Raw genomic sequence first — 22843 nt, 5'->3', positions numbered from 1 at the left:
AGAAGTTCTGGGTGGCGTTGCCGGCCATCCAGCCCGCATCGACGGTGATGTCACCGTGGATCTGCACATCCTGCGGGTTCTGCCCCAGACCGTTGATCGACGTGTAGAACCCGATCTGCGCGTTCAGACCACTGTAGGAGCCGGGCTTGAACAGGAACTGGTAACGCTCCGTACCGAACTGGTTCTGCTCCTGCTGGGTGAAGATCTGGTCCAGCTTCGCCTGGATCGTCGCCGACGACTGCGACGGATCGAACACGATCACGTTCGCACCCAGGTCACCGCCGCCGGGCAGCTGCGGACCGGACGGGGTGGTGCTGGGCGACGCCGACGGTGACGCCGACGGCGAGGTCGAGGTCGGGCCGCTGCCGCCGGTGTTGACGATGAGCTCCCAGATCGAGTAGCCCCATTGGGTGGCGCGGGCGGTGCCGTAGACGCGGATCCAGCGGCCGGAGCCGCTCAGCCCGCTGAGCACCTGGTTGCCGCCGGTGCCGCCGGTTACCGTCTTGATGGTGGTCCAGTTGGTGTTGTCGGTCGACGTCTGGATCTGGAACGCCGTCGCGTAGGCGGCCTCCCAGTTGATCGTGACCTGGCAGATCGACTGGACTGAGCCGAGGTCGACGCGCAGCCACTGCGGGTCGCTCGCGGCGCTCGACCAGCGGGTGCCGCCGTTGCCGTCGACCGCGGAGGAGGCCGGCGTGCCGGCGTTCTCGGTGCTGGAGGCGTCGGCCGCCTTGCCCTGCGCGGCGTTGGCGGCCGTGTTGCAGGGGCCCGAGGACGGGTTCGTGCCGCCGAAGGAGCCGTAGACCTGGAACTCGTACAGCGAGTACCCGTAGCCGGTGGCGCGGGCGGTGCCGTTCATGCGCACGTACCGGCCGCTGCCGGTGACGTTCAGCGTCTGCGTGCCGCCGGTGCTCGTCGTGGTCGAGTAGACGTTCGTCCAGGTGTTGCCGTCCGGCGAGGTCTGGATCTGGAACGCCGTGGCGTACGCGGCCTCCCAGTAGAGCTTCACCTGGGAGATGGTCGCGGTCTGGCCCAGGTCGACCCGGATCCACTGCGGGTCGCTGAACGCGCTGGACCAGCGGGTGCCGGTCGTGTTGCCGTCGAAGGCGGCGGACGCGGGCGTGCCCGCGTTCTCGTCGGACGAGGACGTCGCCGGCTTGCCCTGCGAGATCAGGGTATCGGCGGCGGAGGCCGTCAGGGTCGTGGTGATCGCGTACGTCGCCAGCACCACGAGGGTGGCGATGGCGGCGAGGATCAGATTTCGGCGGCGGCGGTTCGCCGTTGGCGGTGCGGCGGTGTGCATTCTTTGCTCCTGATCCAGGGCATGGTCGGCAGCCGGAAGTGCCACCGCGGAGCGCGGTGGTTGCACTTGTGTTCCGGCCGACGGGGTGTCAGGCTCACGAGACCGGGTACGGGCGGCCCGGGAACCGGGGTGGGGTTTGGGAGAGCGCTCTCCCATCGATGAGAGTTATCCGCCAAGGCGCCGCTGTCAAGAGGTGTACGGTTCCGGAACTGAAATTTAGAGAGCGCTCTCCTGGAGAGCCCCCTCGTATCGAACCCTGTAGTCGATCCCGGCGTCCCGCGCGAACCGGGACACAGCCTCGGCAAACGCCCGCGAACGCGCGTCACGCGGCCCCGCATCGTCATCGCCGTCGATGGCCAGGCCGAGATCGTCCATCGGCGGGCCGAAGTCCCGGTCGACGATCAGTGCGGTGAACGGCAGCGCGGCCAGCAGGTCGAGGCGCACCGTCCCGGTACCGGAGTGGTCCAGCGCCAGCCCGACGCCGGCCGAGCGCAGCTCCCGCATCGCGCGGGCCACCGCCTCGTCGTCGGCGAGCTGCGCCGCGGGCAGCGCGACGGTGAGCCCGGCCGGCGCGAGGCCCGCCTCATCGAGCAGCCCGGCGAGCTCGCCGGCGAACCCGGGCGAGACCAGCGCCGCCCGGCCGACCTCGAGCACGAACGGCGCCCGCGCCCGGGAGATCGCCCGGCGCAGGTCGGCCAGGCGCGACTCCGGGGTCATCAGCAGGCCGCTGAGATCCGGGGTGTACCGCGCATAGGTGCCCTTCCCGCGCTTCTTCGCCGCATACATCGCGATGTCGGCGTGCCGGAGCAGGTCCTGCGCGCCGTCGCCGGGTTGCCGGGCGGCGACGCCCACGCTGGCCGTCACCGCGAGCACATGGCCGTGGCTGCGCACGGGCGCGGCCAGCTCCCGCAGGATCCGCACCGCGAGGGCGTCGAGATGACGCCCGCCGGGCGTGTCGTCCACCAGGTCGGTCACCAGAATCGCGAACTCGTCGCCGCCGAGGCGCGCGACCAGATCGGCGGGGCGCACCGCGGCCCGCAGCCGCCGGCCGGCCTCGATCAGCAGGCCGTCGCCGACGGGGTGCCCGAGCGTGTCGTTGACCGCCTTGAAGTCGTCCAGGTCGATCAGGATCGCCGCCGTCGCGCTCTCCAGCCGCTCGTTGAACAGCGTCCGGTTCGGCAGCCCGGTCAGCGCGTCGTGGGTCGCCTGCTCGTGCAGCAGCCGCTGGTGCTCCCGCAGCGACTTGAGCAGCCCGTCGTTGTCGCGCAGCGCCAGCAGCTGACGGGCCACCACGGCGCCGGTCGCCACCACGGCACCGACGAGGACGGGCAGGGCACCGACGCCGCTGAGCATGACCGCGACGAGCAGCAGGTTGACGGCGGCGACCGCGAAGTACGGCAGGACCGAGTAGGGCCGGCGATGCCGCGCCGCAGCCGGCACCGAAGCGGCCCGGCGGCTCTGCAGCACGCCGGCGACGCCCACCATGACCGCCTCGGCCACCGTGATCAGGTCCGAGACCCCCGCCAGCCGGGGACTCCGCAGCACCGGCACCAGCGCCGACCCGACCGCACCGATGAGCACCACGAGCGCGAGGGCCTGCAGCGCCCGCACGTCGACGGCCTCGGTGCCGACCAGGATCAGCTTGACCACCGCCAGGACGGCGAGCAGGCACAGCACGCTCAGGACCAGCATGCCGAGCGCCTTGGGCAGCTCGATCCGGGCGTCGACGAGCGGGCGGAGCACGAAATGCCACAGAAACGACGCGGAGCAGACCAGCACGGTGGCCCCGTCGAGCCCCAGCCGCAGCCAGTCACCGCGGCTGCGGCTACGCGCGGGCAGGCGCAACAGCGCCCAGAGTACGAGCACAAGGGCGACGCTCAGCAGTACCACGGCGCCGGTCAGAATCGGGCCGGTCTTGTGCCCGCCGAGGCTCGCCTCGGTCAGCGGCTGGGTCGCGGGCGCGATCAGCAGGGCAGCGACGGCGATCTGCCGCCAGAAGCGGCGCCCCGCCGGATCGAGACCGGGCGTGCGGGCCGCGAGCAGCAGATATCCGCCGCCGATGGCGATGCCGAGCGCACCGGGCAGCCAGCCGAGCAGCCTCAGCCCCTCGAACCCGGCGAGCCGGGCCAGACCCCACCCCGCGGCAACGGCGAACAGCGGTGCGTACACGGCGAGCAGTCGGCTCGATTTCACCGCCTGTCATCACCGCCTTCGCCCCGGCCGGCACTTTCCGGCCGCCTTACCTTCGGCTGATCCAGTGCAGAGATGAGCGGTACCGCCCCGCTTACGCGGGCGGTGCGCACAGGGTAGCGCCCTGTACGCGGCACGATCCAGTATGCCGGATTAGTGGATCATTACTCAGTTTGCACGCGACCCGGTTGCCAGATCGTTCGTTTCAACACCCTGATCTGCGCCCATTGGTCGGCCAGCAACGCCTCCCCCGCCTCCTGTATCGCCCGCGCCGTATCGGCCCGGCCCGCACGCGCCACGCCGGCCCGCCACCGCCGCATCCCCACCACCTCGAGCTCGACCAGCCCGTCCCGCGACCTCCCACGGGCGACGATGGCCGCCCGTCCGGCAACGTACGCCTCGGCCCGCCATCCGAGCGGGACCGGCTCGGCAGCGACCCCCGCCGAGTCGAGCACCGCCCGCGTCCGCGCCACCCACAGCGCCCGCCCGACCGTTTCGAGATTCCGCGCCACCCCCGACATGTCACGGAGCGACACCTCCAGCCGCACATCGTCCACGAGCGCGACGGTGACGCCCCCCGCGCTGCGCGTTATCGTCGCCACCCGAACAGCTCCGGCCGATCCGCCATCAGCTGCCCGGCCTGCCGCAGCGTGCCGGCCACCGTGGCTCGCTGTTCCCGGATGTGCCCGCGCAGCAGCCCGATCGCCTCCCGCACCCGCTCGACCACCTCGCCGGGATCGTCGGCCCCGAACGAGGTCCGCGGCCCCTCACCGGGCCCGGCGGCCGCCACCACCTGCGACACCCCCGCGACACCCCCCGCCGCCAGGGCCGCCACCCCACCGAGCGGCACGGCCACGACGGCAGCCACCGACGAGACGACGGTGAAGGTGACCGTCCATTCGGTACGCGTACAGTCCGGACACGCGCCCACGGCGGCCAGCCCTTGCTCCGCAATCTGATCCGCGTCCTGCCGCGCACGGGCCCAGATCTCCCGATGCGCCAGCAGCGCCGACCGCAACACAACTCCGACGGCGAACTGGTTGCGCACGAACGCCGGCCAGGGCTCGACAAACCCACGCCGCACCCGCTCCCCCGCCGGCCCGACCCACTTGTCCAGCGCGGCGTTCACCGCAGCGATCCGCGCCAACTCCGGATTCGCCGGCACCGCTAGATCCGCGGAGTCCCCCATGGACAGTCCACAAAGGACATCGTCCATCTCGTCGACGCCAATGCGCTCCGGATCGGGAAACCCGGTGAGCACCCGGAACGCATCCGGCACATCAGCGAACTCCCGCTCGACCCCCGCCCGCCGCCGCGGATCGCCCCCCACCATCGCCATGGTGACCGCGACCGCTTCCCGCCGGATATCCTCGGCATGCTCCATCAGCCGCTCGTACGTCATCGAGGCCCCCACCCCGACTCCCGCCGCAGCCTGTCGAACTCGTTCCGCGCCCCGCCATCCGCTCGCGCGTACTCCTCAACGGCAAGGCACACTGCGCCCGCCGTCTCCTCAACGCAGTTCTGAGCGTCCCGAAGCGTCGCGGCGAGCCGATCCCGCACCGCACACCAGTCCGCATCGTCATGCCGGACATCGAACAGCCCTTGCCCGGCACGCCGATAGACCCCCGCGAGCGCCGGCAGCTCAACCCGCCCCGCCCGCCACAACGAATAAAGATCAACCCCCACCAGCACGCCGGAACGCTAGGCGGTTGCCATCACCTCTGGCCAGTCCGTTTTAGTGCGTTTTGTACGGACTCTAGGCGGGTCCGAGCAGGTCCCACCGATTCCCGGAAATGTCACGGAAGACGACGATCTTGCCGTAGGCCTCCACGCGCGGTAACCCTTCGAACGTCACCCCGTGTTCGACCATCCGCGCGTAGGTCTCGTTGAAGTCGTCGACCTGGAGGAAGAATCCCACCCGTCCGGCGGCCTGCTCCCCCACGCCGGCCAGTTGCCGCTCCCCGTCGGCTCGGGCCAGCAGCAGCCCGGTCCCTCCCCCGGGCGGCCGCACGATCACCCACCGCTTGGCCTTTCCTCCGACGGAGGTAAGCGAGGGCGAGTCTTCGACCAGCTCAAACCCGAGCACACCGACGAAGAACGCAATGGCCGGGTCGTACTCCTCAACCACGATCGCCACAAGATCCAGCCGCATCCCCAGAGCGTAACCACCCGGGCAGGGGGACCGGGGGATACCGCGTGGCCGGGCTCGTCGGGGATGCGGTAGTCTGTATCGGCTGCCCGCGGGAGCGGACGGCGCCGGGACATAGCGCAGTTTGGTAGCGCACTTGACTGGGGGTCAAGGGGTCGTGGGTTCAAATCCCGCTGTCCCGACCAGCTAGGGGTTTCCGCAGGTCAGCGACTTGCGGGAGCCCCTTCTTCATTGCTCGGCATCACTGCCAGGTCTAGCACGCCGCTGTTGGACCCCTTGACTAGGCAGGTTTTGAATGCCGCTGCTGAAAATCGACAAGCTCACTGAAGGGCTCGCCCGGGACTGGTCCGGGTTCCTGCGGGACTGGGACCGCTCCCTGCGCGCGGGCAACTACCCGGAGACCACCCGGTACAACTACCTCCTCGCCGCCGCGCAGCTTGCCCGGTACCTGGCCGAGCACTCCCCCGACCCAGACGCCGACGACGCCGCCGGCGACCCGACCGCGGTCACCAAGGCCCACGTCGAGGCGTTCCAGGCCTGGATGATCGAGACCCGCTCCGCGTCCACCGCATTGAACAAGCACAAGGGCCTACAGCAGTTCTTCCGGTGGCTGCTCGACGAGAACGAGATCACCCACTCCCCCATGGACCGGGTCCGCCAGCCCAAGACGCCGCAGAAGCTCATCCCGGTCATCCGCGACGACGACACCCGCCGCGTCCTGGACGCCTGCCGCGGCACCGGCTTTGCCGGCCTGCGCAACGAGGCCCTCATCCGCCTCTACTACAACACCGGCGCCCGCCTCTCCGAGGTAGGCAACCTCCACGTCGGCGACGTCGATCTCGCCACCGAATCGGTGCACTTCCACGGCAAGGGCGCCAAGGACCGCCGGGTCCGATTCGGCCCGAAGACCGCCAGAGCCATCTCCAAATACCTCCGAGCCCGCAACAAGCGCCAGGGCGCCGACCAGGTGCCCGAACTGTGGCTCGCCGAGCGCGGCCTGAAGCCGCTCCGCCCGAACGGCATCAAGATCATGCTCAAGCGCCTCGGTACCGCCGCCGGCATCGACACCCTGCACGCCCACCGCTGGCGGCACAGCTACGCCCACGAGTGGAAACTCGCCGGCGGCGACACCGGCGACCTCATGCTCCTGCTCGGCTGGGCCTCCGACGACATGCCCCGCCACTACGGCGCCAGCGCAGCGGCCGAGCGAGCGCAGGAGGTGCAAGCGCGGCTAGGCATAGGCGAACGTGTCTAACTGAAGGACGCGGCCGACCTGGCGTGAGCGACCTTCCCAGGCAAACCACGGATGACCTCGCCGCCGCCCCGCCTTGCGAGCCGTGTGCGGCGGCTCGGCCGCAGCCACCGGTCCGACCGGCGGGGCCGATCGTATTCCCGCACGGTCGTCCGGTTGGGCGATTGCGGGACGGTGTCGGCGATCAGTGAGGCGCGATCGCCCACCACACTTCCTGCGACAGAACCGAATTACGCGAGCGTCGACAGGACGTGCACCCGGCGTGTGACCACTTCCTTCACACCGAAGAGGTCACTGGTTCGATCCCAGTATCGCCCACCGCATGTTTTCGCAGCTAGCTAGCCCGTTGCCGGAGTTGTTGGTAACGGGCTATTTGCTTGTTGCTCCTTATCTGGGGAGCAAACGGGGAGCACAAGATCATCAGCGGGGACAGTTCGATCCGCCCCAGCCGATCGCCGCCTTGGCCATCGCGACGGCCTGGTGACGGACTACTTCTGGGACCAGCAGGTCCGCACCGGCACCGTGGCCAACGCACCAGCTCCGAGCGCCTGGCACTCCCTCGCTGCACCACGACGAGTTCGGCGCCGGCGGCGTGAGCCAGGTCCGGATGGCGCTCGGCGTGCCGCTGGTCCGCTTCGGCTTCGTCGCGATCGTGGTACTGCGGCACCGCCGCGCGGGCACCGACGAGCTCAACGACCAGCGACGTGCGCCGCCCGGCGCCGGACCAGGCATGGTCGAGCACCACCAGCGGCACGCCGACCGCGTCCGACCATCCCCCGCTGGCGTCAGCATCATCCCGCCGTCGCCAAGTCTCAGTCCTCCGGGCTGCCCATCCAGCCCCGGACGGCGCCCACGTCGGGTCAGCAATCGCCCACACACCGTCGACGACAAGCGGCCCGCCGTCGGGGGCGAACCGGCCAGCGCAGCGCGTCAACTAGCCGGTGATCGCCAAGCGCTTGCAGAACTTCGCCGCGGCACAAGCTTCACCAACAGATCGGGGTGAGCCGGGCGGCCGCCGTGAGCCAGGACAGCCGGATCGGAAGCGGTCGCCGCTTGGCCTCGGACAACTGCGCACGCGGTCGCGGCATCCGCTTCGACACCCGGATGGCACGTCGCCACGACTCGACCTCTAGACCAACGGATTAAAAGTCCGAAGTGGACGATCAACTAGCCGAAGTCCAAGCATAGTAAGGAAAATTCCGTGAATGGCGCGGCACCTCCGAAGTCGTCCGACAACGTCCGTGCTGGTCAGCTGGCCCAGATTCCCGCAAACACTGATACCCGCGTTGGATCGGACACCGAAGTTCCTAAGCCGTACGGCTCCGTCCGTGCCAGGTAGCGAACATCCGAGCAACCAGCGAGCAACCGCTCATGCGGAGCCCAGGCCCGAGCGGGCCTCCGCAGTCTCGCCTACACCCGGATCCGTCGAGACAAGACGCCTACGGTGGGTTACGGCCTGACCGAAGAGTGTGCTTGATCAATTCACTCATCTGCCGATGAGCGGACGCGATGATAGACGATCGGGGCCTGCCGACCTGAACCCATCTGTGATTTGGTAGACCTACTCGCGTCTACATCCGAACGCTATCTTGAGTACCACGCACACCAACGATTGATGTTGGACCAGTCCCGAAGCTAGGAGGGCAGTTGGACGCCACTAATGGGGGACGAGGGCAGTCACTCGGAACTGGAATCGGTGAGACTGTCCGCAGCCCTATAAGTGCTGTCGGAGGCGGTATTGCGTATGGCGTCATTCATGGCGATGTACACGTTACCACGATCGCAACAGATCCTAGTGTACGTGAGGAGCTACGCTCCGAGATCCTCTCCATTGCGACCAGCGCGCTCGAATCTGCTCAAGAGCAATCGCGGAGCGCACGACGCTGGTCCAAGGTCCATATCACACTCGGATTGCCGACCGCAGTTATCGCAGCCACTGCGGGTGCGACGGCGCTGATCTCAACGGCTGGACGCCTTCCGGCAGGAATCCTGGCCCTTGCGGCAGCGGCCATGTCTGCTGCCGCGAGTTTCCTCAACAGCGATGCGCGGGCCGTGGCGGCAACGCAACGCTCGGCCTCATTCTCAACAATTGCGACTGATGCCCGGCTACTTGCGTTTGAGGTAACCGACCAACAAGACCGCCGACTACGCGAGAATCTGACGCTGATTGTGGACCGCTTTGAAGCAATTAAGGCGGGCGACTTGGTGGCGGCACAAGCGCTTAAACAACGTACTCGCGATTCGGGCTAGCCGTTCAATTGGCAAAGCCAATATTTGAGTCCATGGCGCTCCGCTCATTGACCTGACTCCAGCAGGCGCTTCAGAGCCTGGCGACCCAGCAGGCGTGCTACTCCATCAGGACAACTTTACTGATCTTGGGGTCCGCGCATGCCGCAGTTGATGCGCGGCGGCCCGTCAGCCTTCGTTACTGCCGGTAGCAGGCTCGGCGAAAGCGAGGCTTCCTGTTCTGCCGAGATCCGCGCGTTCAGACACTCGCGATTCTCGGTGAGGACTATGACTCACGGTGCCAGTGCTGGGTGATCACGGCGGCAGGTTTTCTGCGGTTCGGCCGAAAGCGCCGCCAGTCGTGACCTACCCGTCACGAGTTCAGTGGTGTCCAGATCGATGAGCAAAACCCGAGGGTATCCACGTGACCGCGACTGTCACGAAGTACGGCAGCAGAGGCTCAGAGTTCGCTCATGAACCCTGTGAAGAACCCTGATGCGACAGTTTGTCTAGGTCGCGCTTGCAGAACCGGTGGTGAGCCCATTCCTCGTTGAGCACAGTGCCGAGGCATTGCCGCACTGTGCGCCCCTTGGCGTACGGGGGCCATCTGTCGTCGTCCGGGACCGGCGCGGTCTTCGCGAGCTGATCAGGCGTGACCTCGGCCAGCCAGGTCTTGATCTCTGAAGCCTGCCGGACTCGTACGGCGAGCACCTCGTCGAGGCTCGGTTGGGCGGACGGGTCGAGCCCGTCCTCCTCGTCCATGACGAACGGTGGACCCAGTCCCATGGCCGTGAACGGCTCGGTGAGCCCGAACACGCAGCGTCGGAACCAAGAGTCGTGCACGAAGACAAGGTGGCGCAGGGTTTCGACCATCGACCACTCGCCGTCGACGCCGTGATGTTCGCTATTCTCGGGCATGGACCGAACCCGCTCGGTAGTCGTCGCCCAATCGTCCCGCAGTTGCCGCCAGGCCTCTCGCAGGTCGTCCGGCTGATCTGAGCGGATCAGCAGCCGTACCGGGTGACGACGGTCGAGCTCCGCCTCGACGTACGACATCACCTCGACCCCGTTGACCACAAGATTGGTGACCAGGCCGTCGATCTCGGCGTCCTGCATAACCACGCCGACCATCCGCGCTCTACTCAGGTCGCATTCGCGGAATTCTGCGCCGGTGAGGTCCTCATCGTGGAAGCGTCGCATGCAGACAGGCTAGGTCGCACCGCACACGCCACGCCCGGATCTGCCGCGGCGGGCGCACTGGTGTTCATCGCGGGTGGTGACGGATCGTAGTACATGGCCGCCCTTCCGATACCTGGCGTCGCATCGCCGAGCGAGCTCGTGCTCCGTGCGGCGACAGCCGCCAACCTCGGCCGCTACCGCGGTCAGTCCCGGCTGCACTGCGAGTCGGAGCTGCGGGTCGTCCAGCGCTGGTGCCTCGACCAGGACCTCGATCCGCTCAACGCGGTCCGGGTCGACATCGAACGCTACGTACGCTGGCTGCAGGACCTGCGCTGCTACCAGCCGTCCACCGTGTCGCGCCGGCTGTCCATCCTGGTCGGGTTCTACCGGGTCTGCGCCATCGACGGCATCCTGCCCCACTCGCCAGCCGACTACGTCCGCCGACGACGGACCGCTGCCGGTGCGCACCGGTCAGGCCGGTCCAGCCTCGCCGCACGCTGGACGCCTGGCTGGCGTCAGCGGCCGGGCAGCGGGGATGGCGAGGGCCCCCGTCGACGGACATGCCCATGTCCGACCAGCCCACTGCGTCGCACACCCGCGCGCCCACTGTGTTAATGCCCACCGTGTACCCCTCGTCGAACGGCTGCCCGCCGACGTCGGTACCGGTGGCCCGGACGTAGACGTATGTGCCGTCCATGGTCGAGGAGTGGTCGACATCATCGAGCATGCCGACGGACCCGATACTGGGGCGGCTGCGAAGGTAGTACCGGTGGTCGGCGACCGTGTAAGTGCCGTCGTTCACGATCTCGGGGCACAGCAGGCCGTACGCTCCGGCAACGTCGCCGACGCGAAGAAGCTCGAGGTAATTGCGCACCGCGGTGATCGCCTCCGGATGATCGCCGGTCAGGCGCCCGTCGAGGAACGCGACCCCGAGGCCGACACACACGAACGGAGGCAGGGCCAGGGCGCACAGCGCGATGAGTCGACCCTTCATCGTCGAGCACCCTAGCGACTGCCCCTCCGCGCCGCGGTCCCGGCATAACGGGCGGCATGATCAGTGTGTTCAGGTCCTGTCCGGTTTACAGATGCGGCACCGCGTACGCATCTAATAGCCGCCTCGTCATGATCGGTGACTTCCGATTGAGGGTGCGACGGTGGCCGACCGCCGATGACGGAGCGCGCGATCATGGTCATGGGTCGGCGCAGCCAAGTACGCAGGTCGGTTACCCGACGGGGCCGCCGCTCCGCACGCCGGGCGGTTGCAGGTGCGCCGCGGCGGCTTCACCTCCCAGACGGCCGCCCTGGCCGCGCGGAAGCAGGCCCTCGCGGAGTCGCGGGAGCAGTTCGCTGGGCGTACGTGGACCGTGGCTTCCCACCCGAGTGTCGGCAGCGCTTCCTGGCACAATCACAGCATGAGCCTCACTCTGATCGAACTCGACCGTCCACCGGGCGAGCGGTTTTGGCTCCCTTTCACGTACGAGGAAGCAGGTCTCGGGTTCAACCACGGATGGTGGTATGGCCGCCCGGTCTATCCCCACTCCCAGCGAATCATTCTGCGAGTCCTGGATAACCTCGACGAGGTCGCGCGGGTTGAGTTGGACGACGAGGTCGGAATCGATCACTACGCTGAGGTTCCGCCACTTGGAGCCACCGCACTCGAGATCCAGTTCATTGAGGTGCACAACGATCACCGCGGCCGCGGCATCGGCCGCGCCGTCATCGGCCTCCTCCGCAGCCGCTATCCAGACCGTCGACTCGTGGCCTTCTCCGAAGGCGCCGACGGCTTCTGGTCATCTCTCGGTTGGCGTCGGCACCTTCACGCCAATCCCGACGATGCGTTGCGCTTCCGGCCGCTCTTTATCCAGCCAGAGGCGTAACACACGGCTGGCCGGTGCCGTTGCTCCTGCCGGTATATCGACGTCATGGCCGCCGTGTGCAGGGGTACCTCAGTGACCGCACGGATCGTCCTCGGGTTTGGGGAACGAGAAGGTGAGAGTGTCATCTACTCGGTCAGCAGCGCCACCCTGCCGCAGCACCCCTCTGGGCCGAAGAACCCCTCGGCGTACGCACCGCTCCGCCTGGCGGGCTGGTCGATAAGACCCCTTATGTCAGGACAGCGAGTCGCGGCTTTTGAGGGGCGGTCGGCCCGACTCGAAGCGGAAGCCCCAGCTGTGGCTGCCCTGTCGCGGGCTGACCGCCAGCCGGCAACGCGGCTCGTAGCACAGGACGCCGATGGCCCAGCGTCCCGAAATTGGCGCACTCGCGACGCAGACGCAAGGCTCTCGGTGGGTACCGATTCCGGACCAATCGGCGAAGCGCGCCGTCCTGCCGACTGGCGGCAGGACCGACCCCTATCGATACGCTGACCGTATGGCCATCAAGGAAGCGGCAGCGTGGATCTCGTCTGGATTTGCGGGTCTGATAATTGGAGCGATTCTTGGCCTGCTCGTCACCGTGGCTTTCGAAGACCGGCTCAAGAGAATGTTGGATAGAGCAATTCGAAAAATGCGTTCACTGCTTGCCAAGCCTGCCGCACCAAAAACCGCCGACTTCCATTTCGGAGGTATCTCTTCCCAGTGCATCATCGTGGCAGGCGATGGTTCCAGTCGCATCCGAGAAGAGCTTGTGCACCTCGTCGTCAGCAACGAACCGCTCGAACTGCCCGCAGAATTAGCCGCTTGGCGCTCCGAGGTGGAAGCGGAGGAACAGGCGAAGGCTGAAGCCCGGTTACCGCACAAGTGGAATGGCAATTGTTTCGCGGTTGAAGACCTGGTCGAGGAGCGGACAATCCACAACGAAGAGATCGAGATATTCCTGAAGCTTAGACGCACAGACTACTACAGCTTCCTAGCGACCCAGCACCTCGATCGACGGTTCCGGGACGGCAGCACGCCTCGGAGCCGGTACATCGATCCAGTTGGTCACCGGCGAGCGCCTGCGTTCATGTCCCTTAGCTTGGGGACCAGCGTTCTGGTGATTACTACCGACAACCGAGTCCTTGTCTGTCAACGCGGTTCGGACGTGGGCTCCCGACCGCTGCACTGGGGAGTGTCGGCAGACGAGGGCCTGAGTGGCGCACTCGACTCACCGAGCGGGCTGCCTCCACGGCTACACGCCGCCGCCAGACGAGGACTGGGTGAGGAACTTTCCCTCGAGGACCACGAATACCAGCTGTATCTTCTAGGCGTCACCATTGACACTGAAAGACACCAATGGGATTCCGTCTTCGTGGCGTACGCTGATGACCTCAGTTCGTCGGACCTGGACCAGCGCCTGAGGCGCGGCGCGAAAGACAGCACGCTCGAGATTGCGTCGTGGGAGTTCATACCCTTTGACACGAAGTCTATTCTGGAGCGCCTTCATGCCAATCGCTCCGGTCAATGGTGGACCCCGATTGCGCCCGTGGCCCTCTATCTCGCTTTGGTGCACGAGTACGGAAGGTGGCGGGTGGAACGATCGGGCCGGCAGTACGCCAAGCGCACCGCGCGTCAGTCCTCCTAAGTTCTGAACATCAGCCCATCCCGGATGGCGCAAGATCACAGAGCGCTGGCAGTGACGCCCGGGACAGACTGCTTGCAGAACCGATCGGCGCTGGCTCGGCCTGCGTGACCGCCGCCCGGACCGCGCCGCACCATGTCGGGCAACGGACTGCCGTGGGTCCTTCCTGGATGCTGCACCGAAATCACACTTATGGCGTGCCGGACGCACGGCCTGCTTGAGGCACCGCAGGTAGGTGTGCCGCCGACGCCTCGGACTCGCGAGGCTGGACACCTCGACGGCGTCGCGGTCCGGGGCGCGGTGCTCGACAGCGCCTACAGCAACCACTGCTTCACCCGCAAACGCGACGGCGTCGACGTCAACGGCAACCACACCGCCTGCTACGCCACCTCAGCCCTCAAGCAGGAGCAGGAACTCACCAAGATCGTCGACTGGACCCCAGACGAACTCGTCGCCCGGCAGGCGCGCCTCACCGAGTGGGCATTGCAGCGATGGAAGATCGCACCTGCCGCCGACAGCACGCCTCCGACCGAGGCCGACACCGCCAGCGACATCCTCGAGGAGTCCGTCGAAGACACCGATCCGATGCTCGTCACCGAACCCGGTCCGGACAGCGCAGAGCTGATCCCAGACACCGACTGACAACGCCGCGCACCGTTCGGCGTGCGCCTGATCCGCGGTGGAGCGCTTTTTGGCTGCGGACGTCGGTGAACTGCTCGCGCAGGAATTGGCGTGGCCGGTCTCGGAGTCGCGTCGGCGTCCACGGGCGCACGTACCCGCTGCGCATCCACGAGCGCCGCCTGCCCGCCCGCGGCCAGTTCAACCGCACGAAGCGCCCCGAACCCCCTACCGACCCGCGGGGGCACCGGCCGACTCCACCTGGCGATCGCCGGATACAGCGGCGGCGACGGCTACGCCGGGCGGTGGGGCCGACGGCAGCCACGACCGGCTCGAGGACAGCTCGCCGCCATCCTGGCCGAGATCGAGCGGCGCGCCGCCGCGTAACACCGCGTCTTCGAACAGATCCGCAGCCAGGAGCGGGCCGCCCACGAGCGCCACCACGCGGCCCTCGACCAGGCCGAGGCCGCGTACGTGGGGGCCGAACGCCGCCGACATTTCCTCGAGCAGGTCCAGCGCTGGCAGCGCACCGGCACCGCCACCGGGCAGGCCCCCCAGCGTCATCTCTTCGGCCGTGGTGGCCGGCCGGCGCGGACACTGGTACGGCAGTGGTGCGGCGACGGATAGATGAGCTGATCCCGCTTCGCGCCGAAGTGCTTCGCCTCGGCGGGCCTGATCGACGAGGCGATCACCGAACTGCGTCACGCCGGCCGGACCCGGCAGACCAACGACCTCGAACGCCGCCTCGGCGTGCCAGTCGCCCAGCTCCGCAAAGCCCGGCAGCACCGGTAACTCGCCGGGACACCATGCGCCGACCGGCGGGCGCCCAGGCTACCGGGCGCTGTCCGGGCCGTACGGACTCCACCCGTCGAGGAACGGCTTGAGCTGCTCAGGCTCCGGATCCGGCGGCGGCACCGGAAGCCGTGGCAGCGGCAACAGCGGATCAGCGCTGTCGGCGTACCACAGGATCCGCTCGATCCACCCCGACCAGCCGTCGGCCGCCGCGGGTTGCTCCCCTGCGCGCCCCGGGCAGGTCTCCGCCCGTGACCACGGTGGCCAAGGCGGCTGCGTAGGCCCGCGCGGCCCGCGACCGTTGCCAGTCGTCGACCTGCTGGCGCCCGGCCCGGTCGTATTGCGCGTCGGTGTAGGCGGCGCGGGCGGCGGTCATGGCGGCCTCCCAGCCGCGGCGCTGGTCGGCAGCGGCCAGCCGGGCTGCCTCTTCGGCCTGCGCGAGGACGGCGGCGCGGTACTCGAACTCGGCCAGGACGTCCCCGAGTTTGTCCTCGAGCCGCCACCGTCGGCGGTCGGCCCACCGGCGACGCCGGCCATGGAACCGGTAGTCGTCGCAGCAGCTCGATCACGAGCCGGCCAGAGGGCACCCGGCGCCGTTGCGGGGCGATGCGCTGCCAGTCGTAGACCTCCTGCCCGTCGAGCTCGTCGGCGCCAGGCAGGTAGTCGACCGTGTCGTCCTCCTCCGACACCACGACCACGGCGACGAACCCACCCGTGGTGAACCGCACCCCGGGTTGATCGCCGGGTTGCACGTCGGCGGCATGCCCACGCGCGATCGCGGCCGCGGCCAGCGCCTGGACCAGCCGCAGCGCACGAGGGCGGGCGTCCGGCGACACGGCAAACGCCGCAGGGCGCGCCTGCAGGGCCCGCACCACCAGATGATCCGCATCCAGGTCGGCGGGCACCGCGACCGCTGGCCGTTCCGGTGCGGGCGCGGTCGCAGAATCGGCGGCTGGAGCTCGATGACCAGGTCTCCGCGGTCCCGGCCTGGTGGCACAGCTCGTAGCCCTCCGGCACCAGCCGCCGTTACATCGCCGCGAAGATTGTCCGCCGCCATGCCGCCCGGACTTCAGCCGGCGGGTCGGGCACCCGCAACGGCCCCTGCCGCTGGAAACGCTCGATCATGACCTCGGCCACGGCACAGCGCTGCTGGTGTCCCCGCATACACCGGCCAGCAGCGTAACCACCCGTTCCCGCAGAGCAGGTTCGATCGGGTCGGCCTGCAGGAGCTGCTTGAGCCCGTCGACGATCGTGTCCTCCGGGCGCACACTGACCTGCGGCGCTCGCCGCTTCGGCGTCGCGCCCCTGGCCGAGGCGAGCAGTGCGGCCAGCCGCGCCCGCTGTTCCTCGCTCAGCGGTGGCGCGGCATCGACCACACGCTTGACATGGTCCCTCATGGCGGCGTCGTTCGCGTGCGCCCGCGCGGCGGCGGCCATGTCGCGCCGCAGGGCCTTCGCGTCCCGGGGACGCTGCGCCAGGAGACGATCCCGGATCGGCGCCACTAGAACCGCCAGGCGCTGACGCTCGTCATCGGTCAGTGCGCTGATCATCTGCTCGATGTGCTCGAGAGCGAACCCGGTCGACATCAGCCCACTATGGCCGACAGCCTCCCCGGCGCGGCGGCGGATGCGACGCCGGGATGGAGAACGTGCGCGCGGGCCTACCTAATGCGGTTGATAACGGGCTTTACGTCGTCCGAGTTGGCAATCAGCCGGCGTGACGGCCGAGGGGGCGAGACGGTCGCTGGCTAGCGACACGAGCGGCCAGCAGACTCTTAATCTGCGGGTTGTAGGTTCAAGTCCTACGCGGCGTACAATTGATCAAGGCTCTGACCTGGGATTATTCACTGGGTCAGGGCCTCTTCTCGTGCATGCCGGTCCGGTTGGGTGATCGGTGGGTGCTCGTCCGGATCCAGCCGCCCTGTCCACGGCTAGATCCTTGGGTTTGAGAATCTGAACATGAGAGTCAGGATTTCAGGCTGCGGTTTTGAGTCGTGCGTGGGCGATGTAGTCCGCCACGTGCTGGTCGATGGTGGTCAGCGCGTGGCGGAGGGCGGGTGGGGCTTGGGGTTGGTCGGCTGCCATGAGCGGGCGTAGGAGACGGTCGTGGAGTTTGGTGTAGAAGATCGCGAGGCGTTGCCCGTCGGGGGTCAGGACGTAGGTGTGGGTGTGCTCGACGCGGGTGATCAGGCCGTTGAGCCGCAGGCGGCGTAGGTCGTAGGTCATCTGGGCGGTGGTGTAGGTGCGGCCGAGTAGCCGGGCGGTCAAGGCACGGAGGCGCTTGTTGGTGACGCCGGTGACGGCGAAGAGGTGCAGGCAGAGGGCGCCGGTCAGGGCCATGACCCGAGGGTCGCCGAAGCGTAGTGCCGGGGCACTCCTGCCATCCTCGGTGAGGGTGGGCTGCGCGACCCGCTCAAGGGCTGGGCTCGCAAGGACGCAACCCTGACCGACCCGGATAGTGTCCAGCAGCCGGCGGTTGACGTCACGGGCTTGGCGATGATCTCGTCGAGGTGTTCGAGGCGGCGCAGCACACCGACGGCGAACCGCCGGCGCTGCCCGCGTCAACCACGAGGCGACCGCCGAACGTGAACAGGCGTTGAGATCCTCGCCGACGGCGAACCGCCGGCGCTGCGCGAAGGCCGTCGGCTTTTCCAGCGCGGCCGCGCCGCCGTTGAGATCCTCGCCGACGGCGAACCGCCGGCGCTGCCCGCACTTTTGCGGGCGACCTCGTGTCCGTCGGCATGTTGAGATCCTCGCCGACGGCGAACCGCCGGCGCTGCTTGGAGCCGGACTTCTACTGGGCGGCGTGGGAGAGGTTGAGATCCTCGCCGACGGCGAACGCCGGCGCTGCAGGCCTCCGCAAAGCTGCACATGGGCTCCGCAGCCCAGTTGAGATCCTCGCCGACGGCGAACCGCCGGCGCTGCATCGTGGTCGGGTTCGTGTTCTTCCTGTACCTCAAGTTGAGATCCTCGCCGACGGCGAACCGCCGGCGCTGCATAGGCAGTGGACTGCGACACCGCGTCATCCCAGATGTTGAGATCCTCGCCGACGGCGCACCGCCGGCGCTGCATGAGGGTGTTTGCCGTGTGCACGCGCGGCATGCAGTTGAGAAACTCGCCGACGGCGAACCGCCGGCGCTGCCGGCCGGGCTGAGCGCCACGATCACCAGGCACACCACGTTGAGATCCTCGCCGACGGCGAACCGCCGGCGCTGCAGGTAGACGTTCTGCCCAGCGACCGCGGCGGGCACGGGGTTGAGATCCTCGCCGACGGCGAACCGCCGGCGCTGCCGACGCAAGAGCCGTACTGCTGGTGGGTGGCCGGCGAGTTGAGATCCTCGCCGACGGCGAACCGCCGGCGCTGCTGGTCCCGTAGCTTCTAGCCCGAGGTCCCCATTGGTTGAGATCCTCGCCGACGGCGAACCGCCGGCGCTGCCTTCGGTAGGCCGCCCTCGCCCGACTGCCACTTGTGGTTGAGATCCTCGCCGACGGCGAACCGCCGGCGCTGCCTACGAGCGTGTTCATGGTCTTCGGGCGCGGCGCGCAGTTGAGATCCTCGCCGACGGCGAACCGCCGGCGCTGCGCCGAGTGCGATGAGCGCGCCGAGCCGGCCGATGGAGTTGGCGAACGGCCGGCGCTGCGAACTGACCCGGGGCGACCTGAAAACGGGGAAGCTGTTGAGATCCTCGCCGACGGCGAACCGCCGGCGCTGCTTCCGGTTCATGGAGGGCGGCACCCTGCGCGACATGTTGAGATCCTCGCCGACGGCGAACCGCCGGCGCTGCCCACGGAGACAGACGCCCAGGAGGCGAGATGTACAACGTTGAGATCCTCGCCGACGGCGAACCGCCGGCGCTGCCCCAACGGGACGATCTTCAACGAGCAGGCCCAGTCGTTGAGATCCTCGCCGACGGCGAACCGCCGGCGCTGCACTGGGACGCCGCCCGCGCCGTCACCAAGGGGCACGAGTTGAGATCCTCGCCGACGGCGAACCGCCGGCGCTGCGCCCGGCGTGTGGCGTCGTGGGCACGCTCGTCGTGTTGAGATCCTCGCCGACGGCGAACTGCCGGCGCTGCCACCACCCCCGACACCGAGAGAGGTGACCGCAACATGTTGAGATCCTCGCCGACGGCGAACCGCCGGCGCTGCACGCGGTCTACTCCGCGGTCGCCGAGCTCGTCGAACTGTTGAGATCCTCGCCGACGGCGAACCGCCGGCGCTGCGGGGTGAGGCGCCGCATGTCGGCGTGCACGCGCTCGTTGAGATCCTCGCCGACGGCGAACCGCCGGCGCTGCCTCGACATCGCCGACGCGAAGGCCCAGCTGGACAGTTGAGATCCTCGCCGACGGCGAACCGCCGGCGCTGCGTGTTGCTGCCGGGGGAGGACTGAACATCGCAGTCATGTTGAGATCCTCGCCGACGGCGAACCGCCGGCGCTGCCGCGAAGACCGGGCGGCGCGGCTGCCCGTACAAGGTGTTGAGATCCTCGCCGACTGCGAACCGCCGGCGCTGCAGCTTGCGCAGCTCACGCTGCTGGCCCCGGAGGTCCTTGTTGAGATCCTCGCCGACGGCGAACCGCCGGCGCTGCCAGCGCCCCGCCCCGCTCCGGCCCGCCGTTGGACGTGTTGAGATCCTCGCAGACGGCGAACCGCCGGCGCTGCAGAGAGCGACCGTCGTGCGTGAGGCAGCGGTCCAGGTGTTGAGATCCTCGCCGACGGCGAACCGCCGGCGCTGCTGACGCTCCCGGGCGCGCCATCGTTCACGTTCACGTTGAGATCCTCGCCGACGGCGAACCGCCGGCGCTGCCGGTTACGTCCCGCGTATCAAGGATCTGCCGCAGGTTGAGATCCTCGCCGACGGCGAACCGCCGGCGCTGCCTGGCCTCCTGACGCTCGACGGCCTTGCGGCTCTTGTTGAGATCCTCGCCGACGGCGAACCGCCGGCGCTGCTTCACCGGCACGCGGGCCTACGCGATGCGGTACGCCTCGTTGAGATCCTCGCCGACGGCGAACCGCCGGCGCTGCCTCTCCGACGACAGGTCACAGGTGTGGATCCGGAAGCTGTTGAGATCCTCGCCGACGGCGAACCGCCGGCGCTGCCTTCGCTCACTGCTCCACCGCCTGCTGTACCACCCGTTGAGATCCTCGCCGACGGCGAACCGCCGGCGCTGCCGCCGGTGCGTACGCCACCGACCGAGCAGCCCCACGGTTGAGATCCTCGCCGACGGCGAACCGCCGGCGCTGCCGCTCGACGTGCTCGAGGAGTGGTGCAGGGTCGACGTTGAGATCCTCGCCGACGGCGAACCGCCGGCGCTGCACGACGGCGGCAGCCTCGCCGACGCCGACGTACTGCCCGTTGAGATCCTCGCCGACGGCGAACCGCCGGCGCTGCACCATGACCACCGCCCACGGAAGCGGGGACACCCAGTGTTGAGATCCTCGCCGACGGCGAACCGCCGGCGCTGCATCAAGCTGGAGAACGTCGACGGCTCCGAGCTGATGTTGAGATCCTCGCCGACGGCGAACCGCCGGCGCTGCGCTTCCTGGGCTGCGGCAATGGCGAAGGCCATGTCGCCGAGCTCGGATGCGACGTAAAGGCGAGTCCGGTTTGCTACCTTTCCCCGCTGGGAGCCTCGCGCTTGGCGCCGTCGCACTGTAGGTTCCTAGATCATTTTCTCAGACAATGTGGTCGCCGTGGTGCGGTGCGAGCTGTGCGACGCCGAGACGGTCGACGGTTTGCAGAGTGCCTGTGGCGAGGCGGTACAGCCGGATGTTGTCGAGTGTGTGGTCGATGACGTCGGCGAGTTGCTGGCGCAGCGATGGCATTTGAGCGGTGGTGCAGGTGACCTCGAAGACGGACTTCTGGACCCTGATGCCGTATCCTTCGCAGATTTTGGCGACGCGGCGCAGTCGGCGCTGGCCTTCCGTGGTGGTGGTGTCAACGTCGTAGGTGAGCAGGTATTCCATCAGGCGGGGTTCCATGGGTGGTATTGCGGTGTGTCGCCGCGGAGGTGCCGGGCAAGTAGCCGGGCCTGGATGAGGGGTAAGACGGCGGCGGGGAGGTCGCGGCCGAATTGGCGGTGTGGCCAGGTGCGTGACCGTGCTTCGCTCCATAGGGCGAGGTAGGTGCGTCGACCGTCGTCGTTGAGTTCGCAGGCGCCGCCGGGGTGGTGCGTGAAGTGCTGTGGGAGGAGTTGACGGCGGTTGAACGCGGTGAACACCAATCGGTCGACCAGCAGTTGGCGCAATTCTTCCATCATGTCGAGTGCGAGTGCTGGCTTGCTTGGTCGGATGCCGTGCAGGTAGCCGATGTAGGGGTCCAGTCCGACGTGTTCGAGCGCTCCGTGCACGGCGATGCGAAGCATGCCGTAGCCGAAGGAGAGGGCGGCGTTGACAGGGTCAGTGGGCGGTAGGCTGATCCGGTGTGTTGGTGCGGCCACCGGCGAGTGTTCCGTGAGTAGGTGTCGCCACGTGCTGACATATCGTTTGGCGGCCTGGCCTTCGATGCCGAGTACGACGTTGATGTTGTCGGTGACTGGTAGGGCTGCGAGGTCTTGAGTGATGGCTTGTGCCACGGTGCGCAGCGTCTGTTGGCGGATGCCTTTGGCGTCAGCCGCGGCGCGCAGCAGGACCTGGCGGGTGTTGTGGAGTTTGCCGGCGACGATGGTTCGTGCGATGTCTAGCCGGCGTCCTTGGTCGCGGAGTGCGTCGTGCTGTGCGACTCGTAGCAGCGGGTTGCCGCCTTGTGGGCCGATTACGCATGCTCGGAACCGGCCGTTGCCGGACAGCCAGGTCACGGAGCGTTGGTCGGCGGCGCAGCGGTGGAGGAAGTCGTCGGTCACGGTGACGCCGCCGAATGCCACGACGTGGTCGATGCGGACGAGTGGGAGTCGTTTGGCGCCGTTGTCGGGGTGGTAGATGCGTACGGCGTCGGTGTCGAAATGGATGCTGCTGCCCGGGGTCATGACGTAGAGCGTGTTCTTGATCAGTTCAGGCATGCCAGTCGCCGAGGGGTCGTGGGGAATACAGGTCAGCCGGGTCTGTCAGTGCGCGGGGTAGGCAGTCGTCGAGCAGGGAGCAGTGGCGGCACCGTCGGTCGGCGGCAGGTTCGGGTAGTTGTGGGGCAGTCAGTACGGTGCGCAGTGCCGTGACAGTCTGGGTGACGGCGGCGAGCAGTTCGTCGGTGAGATCAACTCGGTGCCGACGACGGTCGGCGTGGGTGAAGACTTCGCCGTGGGGCACATCGAGGTCGAGCATTTCGCGCAGGCAGAGTGCTTGTGCGGCGACTTGGACGTCGGCTGGTCCGCCGGGCTGGTATCGGCCGATCTTGTGTTCGACGGGTATGGCGGTGCCGTTGCCGATCTCGACGACGTCGCAGCGGCCGTACAGCCCGAGTGTGGCGCTCCACACCGGGACGGCGTAGTGCTGCCGGTATCCCGGTGCTGCGGTTGCCCGCACGCCTGGCCGGTCGACGCGTTCGTGGGCCAGGTTGCCACGTACCGTGTTGACGTCGTCGGTGAATACGCCTTCGACGTGGATGAGGGCTGCCTGGCGGGGACAGTAGGCGTGGTGTTCCAGTGCCGAGAGTGGGATGCGGCCGGCGTTGTCGTCCCCGTCAGGCCACCAGGTCATCGTGAG

Annotated in this window: 20 protein-coding genes, 2 tRNA genes and 2 CRISPR repeat arrays; of the genes, 9 read left to right on the top strand and 13 right to left on the bottom strand. The window is 68.2% G+C overall.

Translation table 11 applies throughout. From position 1 onward, the window contains the following. From ABD901_RS43605 to ABD901_RS43585, 5 genes are all read right to left on the bottom strand, one after another. The coding region (locus ABD901_RS43605; RefSeq protein ID WP_345137009.1) for a discoidin domain-containing protein at positions 1–1303 on the bottom strand (1303 nt) is incomplete at its 3' end. Between the two features lie 216 nt (positions 1304–1519). Next, a complete protein-coding gene (locus ABD901_RS43600; RefSeq protein WP_345137008.1) occupies positions 1520–3496 on the bottom strand; it encodes a diguanylate cyclase domain-containing protein in 1977 nt (658 codons plus the stop codon). Between the two features lie 161 nt (positions 3497–3657). Beyond that, entirely contained in the window at positions 3658–4050 is a 393-nt protein-coding gene (locus ABD901_RS43595) for a hypothetical protein (RefSeq protein WP_345137005.1), read from the bottom strand. Positions 4051–4082: 32 nt separating this feature from the next. Then, positions 4083–4895: a hypothetical protein gene (locus ABD901_RS43590; RefSeq protein WP_345137002.1), complete on the bottom strand. Its 813-nt coding sequence runs from the start codon at positions 4893–4895 to the stop codon at positions 4083–4085. A 354-nt stretch (positions 4896–5249) separates the two neighbouring features. Continuing rightward, positions 5250–5645: a VOC family protein gene (locus tag ABD901_RS43585; protein WP_345137001.1), complete on the bottom strand. Its 396-nt coding sequence runs from the start codon at positions 5643–5645 to the stop codon at positions 5250–5252. 105 nt (positions 5646–5750) lie between these two features. Here ABD901_RS43585 and ABD901_RS43580 point away from each other — a divergent pair. The 3 genes from ABD901_RS43580 (at position 5751) to ABD901_RS43570 (ending at position 9144) form a co-directional block, all read left to right on the top strand. Further along, positions 5751–5827, top strand: a tRNA-Pro gene (locus ABD901_RS43580). A 110-nt stretch (positions 5828–5937) separates the two neighbouring features. Then, positions 5938–6897, top strand: coding sequence for a tyrosine-type recombinase/integrase (locus tag ABD901_RS43575; protein WP_345137000.1), 960 nt, complete (start codon positions 5938–5940; stop codon positions 6895–6897). Between the two features lie 2007 nt (positions 6898–8904). Beyond that, a complete protein-coding gene (locus ABD901_RS43570; protein WP_345136997.1) occupies positions 8905–9144 on the top strand; it encodes a hypothetical protein in 240 nt (79 codons plus the stop codon). Positions 9145–9591: 447 nt separating this feature from the next. Here the strand turns inward: ABD901_RS43570 and ABD901_RS43565 are convergent, their stop codons facing one another. Next, positions 9592–10320 carry a DinB family protein gene (locus ABD901_RS43565; protein ID WP_345136995.1) on the bottom strand — a complete coding sequence of 243 codons (729 nt, stop codon included), beginning with the start codon at positions 10318–10320 and terminating at the stop codon, positions 9592–9594. 93 nt (positions 10321–10413) lie between these two features. Here ABD901_RS43565 and ABD901_RS43560 point away from each other — a divergent pair, with 93 nt between their 5' ends. The 5 genes from ABD901_RS43560 (at position 10414) to ABD901_RS43540 (ending at position 14439) form a co-directional block, all read left to right on the top strand. Beyond that, the gene (locus tag ABD901_RS43560) at positions 10414–10914 is read left to right on the top strand and encodes a hypothetical protein (protein ID WP_345136992.1); all 501 of its coding nucleotides are present in this window, start codon (positions 10414–10416) and stop codon (positions 10912–10914) included. A 91-nt stretch (positions 10915–11005) separates the two neighbouring features. Next, entirely contained in the window at positions 11006–11308 is a 303-nt protein-coding gene (locus ABD901_RS43555) for a hypothetical protein (protein WP_345136990.1), read from the top strand. Positions 11309–11711: 403 nt separating this feature from the next. Next, entirely contained in the window at positions 11712–12176 is a 465-nt protein-coding gene (locus ABD901_RS43550; protein ID WP_345136986.1) for an N-acetyltransferase, read from the top strand. A gap of 493 nt (positions 12177–12669) precedes the next feature. Further along, positions 12670–13800 carry an NUDIX hydrolase gene (locus ABD901_RS43545; RefSeq protein WP_345136983.1) on the top strand — a complete coding sequence of 377 codons (1131 nt, stop codon included), beginning with the start codon at positions 12670–12672 and terminating at the stop codon, positions 13798–13800. 297 nt (positions 13801–14097) lie between these two features. Next, positions 14098–14439 carry a hypothetical protein gene (locus ABD901_RS43540; protein WP_345136980.1) on the top strand — a complete coding sequence of 114 codons (342 nt, stop codon included), beginning with the start codon at positions 14098–14100 and terminating at the stop codon, positions 14437–14439. A gap of 204 nt (positions 14440–14643) precedes the next feature. Here the strand turns inward: ABD901_RS43540 and ABD901_RS43535 are convergent, their stop codons facing one another. From ABD901_RS43535 to ABD901_RS43525, 3 genes are all read right to left on the bottom strand, one after another. Further along, positions 14644–15201, bottom strand: coding sequence for a hypothetical protein (locus ABD901_RS43535; protein ID WP_345136979.1), 558 nt, complete (start codon positions 15199–15201; stop codon positions 14644–14646). Between the two features lie 157 nt (positions 15202–15358). Further along, entirely contained in the window at positions 15359–15583 is a 225-nt protein-coding gene (locus tag ABD901_RS43530; RefSeq protein ID WP_345136976.1) for a hypothetical protein, read from the bottom strand. A gap of 745 nt (positions 15584–16328) precedes the next feature. Further along, a complete protein-coding gene (locus tag ABD901_RS43525) occupies positions 16329–16793 on the bottom strand; it encodes a hypothetical protein (RefSeq protein WP_345136974.1) in 465 nt (154 codons plus the stop codon). A 136-nt stretch (positions 16794–16929) separates the two neighbouring features. Here ABD901_RS43525 and ABD901_RS43520 point away from each other — a divergent pair. After that, positions 16930–17018, top strand: a tRNA-Lys gene (locus tag ABD901_RS43520). Positions 17019–17180: 162 nt separating this feature from the next. Here the strand turns inward: ABD901_RS43520 and ABD901_RS43515 are convergent. The 4 genes from ABD901_RS43515 to cas4 form a co-directional block, all read right to left on the bottom strand. Then, on the bottom strand, positions 17181–17546 hold the full coding sequence (locus ABD901_RS43515) for a hypothetical protein (RefSeq protein WP_345136970.1): 366 nt from the start codon (positions 17544–17546) through the stop codon (positions 17181–17183). Positions 17547–18093: 547 nt separating this feature from the next. Further along, positions 18094–18789: a CRISPR direct-repeat array (repeat unit 37 nt; unit sequence GTTGAGATCCTCGCCGACGGCGAACCGCCGGCGCTGC). Between the two features lie 92 nt (positions 18790–18881). After that, positions 18882–20743: a CRISPR direct-repeat array (repeat unit 37 nt; unit sequence GTTGAGATCCTCGCCGACGGCGAACCGCCGGCGCTGC). A gap of 138 nt (positions 20744–20881) precedes the next feature. Further along, on the bottom strand, positions 20882–21172 hold the full coding sequence (gene cas2 / locus ABD901_RS43510) for a CRISPR-associated endonuclease Cas2 (RefSeq protein ID WP_345136968.1): 291 nt from the start codon (positions 21170–21172) through the stop codon (positions 20882–20884). Next, positions 21172–22203: a type I-C CRISPR-associated endonuclease Cas1c gene (gene cas1c / locus ABD901_RS43505; protein WP_345136966.1), complete on the bottom strand. Its 1032-nt coding sequence runs from the start codon at positions 22201–22203 to the stop codon at positions 21172–21174. Before cas1c ends, cas2 begins: the two co-directional genes overlap by 1 nt. Further along, on the bottom strand, positions 22196–22837 hold the full coding sequence (gene cas4 / locus ABD901_RS43500; RefSeq protein ID WP_345136964.1) for a CRISPR-associated protein Cas4: 642 nt from the start codon (positions 22835–22837) through the stop codon (positions 22196–22198). Before cas4 ends, cas1c begins: the two co-directional genes overlap by 8 nt. Between the last annotated feature and the right edge of the window lie 6 nt (positions 22838–22843).

The organism is Dactylosporangium darangshiense, from assembly GCF_039537565.1.
GTDB lineage: Bacteria > Actinomycetota > Actinomycetes > Mycobacteriales > Micromonosporaceae > Dactylosporangium > Dactylosporangium darangshiense.
This window is presented reverse-complemented; position numbering and strand designations above follow the sequence as displayed.

What these genes read in the sequence shown, in the direction of transcription:
- ABD901_RS43590 (WP_345137002.1), bottom strand. Translation starts at nt 4,895, where the DNA reads ATGACGTACGAGCGGCTGATGGAGCATGCCGAGGATATCCGGCGGGAA.
- cas1c (WP_345136966.1), bottom strand. Translation starts at nt 22,203, where the DNA reads ATGCCTGAACTGATCAAGAACACGCTCTACGTCATGACCCCGGGCAGC.
- ABD901_RS43585 (WP_345137001.1), bottom strand. Translation starts at nt 5,645, where the DNA reads ATGCGGCTGGATCTTGTGGCGATCGTGGTTGAGGAGTACGACCCGGCC.
- ABD901_RS43545 (WP_345136983.1), top strand. Translation starts at nt 12,670, where the DNA reads ATGGCCATCAAGGAAGCGGCAGCGTGGATCTCGTCTGGATTTGCGGGT.
- ABD901_RS43525 (WP_345136974.1), bottom strand. Translation starts at nt 16,793, where the DNA reads ATGTCGACCGGGTTCGCTCTCGAGCACATCGAGCAGATGATCAGCGCA.
- ABD901_RS43560 (WP_345136992.1), top strand. Translation starts at nt 10,414, where the DNA reads ATGGCCGCCCTTCCGATACCTGGCGTCGCATCGCCGAGCGAGCTCGTG.
- ABD901_RS43550 (WP_345136986.1), top strand. Translation starts at nt 11,712, where the DNA reads ATGAGCCTCACTCTGATCGAACTCGACCGTCCACCGGGCGAGCGGTTT.
- ABD901_RS43530 (WP_345136976.1), bottom strand. Translation starts at nt 15,583, where the DNA reads ATGACCGCCGCCCGCGCCGCCTACACCGACGCGCAATACGACCGGGCC.
- cas2 (WP_345136968.1), bottom strand. Translation starts at nt 21,172, where the DNA reads ATGGAATACCTGCTCACCTACGACGTTGACACCACCACCACGGAAGGC.
- ABD901_RS43565 (WP_345136995.1), bottom strand. Translation starts at nt 10,320, where the DNA reads ATGCGACGCTTCCACGATGAGGACCTCACCGGCGCAGAATTCCGCGAA.
- ABD901_RS43575 (WP_345137000.1), top strand. Translation starts at nt 5,938, where the DNA reads ATGCCGCTGCTGAAAATCGACAAGCTCACTGAAGGGCTCGCCCGGGAC.
- cas4 (WP_345136964.1), bottom strand. Translation starts at nt 22,837, where the DNA reads ATGACCTGGTGGCCTGACGGGGACGACAACGCCGGCCGCATCCCACTC.
- ABD901_RS43570 (WP_345136997.1), top strand. Translation starts at nt 8,905, where the DNA reads ATGTCTGCTGCCGCGAGTTTCCTCAACAGCGATGCGCGGGCCGTGGCG.
- ABD901_RS43515 (WP_345136970.1), bottom strand. Translation starts at nt 17,546, where the DNA reads ATGGCCCTGACCGGCGCCCTCTGCCTGCACCTCTTCGCCGTCACCGGC.